Raw genomic sequence first — 2,391 nt, 5'->3', positions numbered from 1 at the left:
CTCGTCGGCAATGCCGACATCGCCAATGGCGATTATGACATCCACTGGCTGGAAAAATACCTGGCCAAGGAAGAGTAGCGCGGAGACGCGATGACCCGCCCCTACGCGCCCGGCTATCGCATCCCCACCGACCTGCTGCTCAAGGCCTACGCCTCGGGCGTCTTCCCAATGGCAGAAAGTGCCGGCGACCCGGAGGTGTTCTGGGTGCGGCCGGAGACACGAGGCATCATCCCGCTTGACGGCTTTCACACGCCGAAAAGTCTCTGGAAAACGATCAAGAAACATCCCTTCGACATCCGTTTCGATTTCGATTTCGAGGCGACCATCGACGGCTGCGCCGAAAAGCGCGCGGAGCGGCGCTCGACCTGGATCAATGCGCCGATCCGCGAAGCCTATATCGAGTTGCATCGGATAGGCCATTGTCATTCGGTCGAAGCGTGGCGTGAGGACCGGCTGGTCGGCGGCCTCTATGGCGTGTCGCTCGGCCGGGTGTTTTTTGGCGAGAGCATGTTCGCCAGAGAGACGGACGCTTCCAAGACCTGCCTCTTCTACCTCGTCGAGCGCTTGAAGGCGCGGGGCTTTGCTCTGCTTGATACGCAGTTCACCACCGAGCACCTCAAGCGGTTCGGCGCGGTCGACGTGCCGCGCGGCAAGTATGAGAAGATGCTCGCCGATGCGTTGAAGGGCGAGGCAATATTCTATCCCTGAGGATTGAGCCTACTTCCCGGTAGCGGCTTCCAATGGCGTCTGCGAATGGAACATCATCTTCCAGCCGTTGGCGCGATGGACGTAGCCGGTGCTGACCAGCGCGGCATAAGCCTCGCCATTCTCCCGTGTCGCACGCGCCTCGTAAGTCAGCATGATGATGTCGCTGCCCGGCTCGATAATGCCCTTGAGATCCATCTGCAGGTTGCGCCAGCGGTTGGGCTTGGCCGCGGTCTTGGCCAGATCCGCATTGTCCATCGCCTGTGCCATCTGCGGAAATGCCACCAGGCATTCGGTGTCGGCGTTGGCCGCGTAGTAGGCGGAGTCGCCCGTCCAGAATCCCTTTTCGAGTTCCAGCAATTCGGCCTTGCTAGCCGTGATCCGTTTGCTGTCTGACATCGGAAGATCCTCCTTACGCATGAATGTGCGCTCGTCCGTGGCCCAACGCATTGTGGCCAGGACGGTTCCGGGGGATCAGTTGGTGTCGGTAGTATCGGGTTCCGAAGCGTCCGGCTCCGTCACATCAGGCGTTGTGACGTCCGGAGTGGTCGCGGCTTCCGGTTTGGCTGCGGCGGGCTTGGGAGCCTCCGCTTTGGTTGCGTCAGCCTTGGCTCCGTCGGGCGCCGGCACATCCGACTTCTGCTTGCAGGCCTTCAGCCAGACGTCGTAGACGGCATGCTCGACGGCGTTGAGGCCGGGGCTTTCGGCAAACATCCAGCCGGTGAAGATGCGGCGGATCTTGCGGTCGAGCGTGATCTCGTCGACCTCGACGAAGGAATCGGTCTTCGGCGCCTCCGCCTGCGGCCGCGAATAGCAGACGCGCGGCGTCACCTGCAAAGCGCCGAACTGCACCGTCTCGTCGATATAGACATCGAAGGTGATGATCCGGCCGGTGATCTTGTCGATACCGGCAAACTCGGCAACGGCATTGGTAACCCGGTCCGCTCCCGCGGGCGGCGCCGGCGCGGGTGCCGCGGGCTCAGGCGAAGCGGCGAAGGCCACGGTGCTGACGGCAAGACCGGCGGCTAGCGCCAGACTGGCCGATATTGAGTAAGAAAAGCTCATGCAAAGATACCGGTGGTTCGCGCCCGGGTGATTCTGTCGATCGCCAAGGCTAGTCGCCGTTTTCTGATCAGCAAGCAGCTAAACACCAATTGTGGCGATAAAGGACCGGCTTGCACCCTGTCGCTACGACCCGGGTGTCCAGGCATCGTAGTCGCCGGTGACCTGCGGGCGATGCTGATTGGTGAGCACCGAGCCCTTCGGACGATAGGCCGCCGGGCTGCCGGTCAGATTGGGCTGATGCGGCTTCTGCCAGTCGCGTGGCTTGTAGTCCTCGCTGGACGGCGCGACGTCGACACGGTGGTGCATCCAGCCGTGCCAGCCGGGCGGTATCGCCGAAGCTTCCGAATAATTGCGGTAGATGACCCAGCGGCGCGTGCGGCCTTCCGAATCGATGCCGCCTTCGTAGTAAAAATTGCCGGTCTCGTCCTGGCCGACCTTCTTGCCATACCGCCACGTGTGCAGGCGGGTTCCTATCGTCTGGCTGTTCCACCAGGGGAAAAACTGCGTAAGGAAAGTCTTCATCTCAAAACCCTCGCGCCGGCAGCGCCCGTTTCCTGCTTATGGCGTCAGGCCTTGCCGAAGGCAAGGCTTTTGCCACGGCGTGTGCGCAAATGGCTTTCC

4 protein-coding genes are annotated in these 2,391 nt (G+C 61.9%); 1 reads left to right on the top strand and 3 read right to left on the bottom strand.

The window, feature by feature from the left end:
- Positions 1-90: 90 nt before the first annotated feature.
- Positions 91-708 (top strand): leucyl/phenylalanyl-tRNA--protein transferase, encoded by a 618-nt coding sequence (aat, locus tag ENZ75_RS28865; protein ID WP_024503883.1) that lies wholly within the window; start codon positions 91-93, stop codon positions 706-708.
- 9 nt (positions 709-717) lie between these two features.
- Here the strand turns inward: aat and ENZ75_RS28860 are convergent, their stop codons facing one another.
- From ENZ75_RS28860 to ENZ75_RS28850, 3 genes are all read right to left on the bottom strand, one after another.
- On the bottom strand, positions 718-1,104 hold the full coding sequence (locus ENZ75_RS28860) for a hypothetical protein (RefSeq protein WP_024503882.1): 387 nt from the start codon (positions 1,102-1,104) through the stop codon (positions 718-720).
- A gap of 75 nt (positions 1,105-1,179) precedes the next feature.
- Positions 1,180-1,770, bottom strand: coding sequence for a DUF2155 domain-containing protein (locus ENZ75_RS28855; protein ID WP_013531354.1), 591 nt, complete (start codon positions 1,768-1,770; stop codon positions 1,180-1,182).
- Between the two features lie 123 nt (positions 1,771-1,893).
- On the bottom strand, positions 1,894-2,292 hold the full coding sequence (locus ENZ75_RS28850) for an NADH:ubiquinone oxidoreductase subunit NDUFA12 (RefSeq protein WP_128278509.1): 399 nt from the start codon (positions 2,290-2,292) through the stop codon (positions 1,894-1,896).
- Positions 2,293-2,391 lie beyond the last annotated feature (99 nt).

Source organism: Mesorhizobium sp. M7A.F.Ca.CA.002.04.1.1 (genome assembly GCF_004022805.1).
In the GTDB taxonomy this organism is placed as follows: Bacteria; Pseudomonadota; Alphaproteobacteria; order Rhizobiales; family Rhizobiaceae; genus Mesorhizobium; species Mesorhizobium ciceri.
This window is presented reverse-complemented; position numbering and strand designations above follow the sequence as displayed.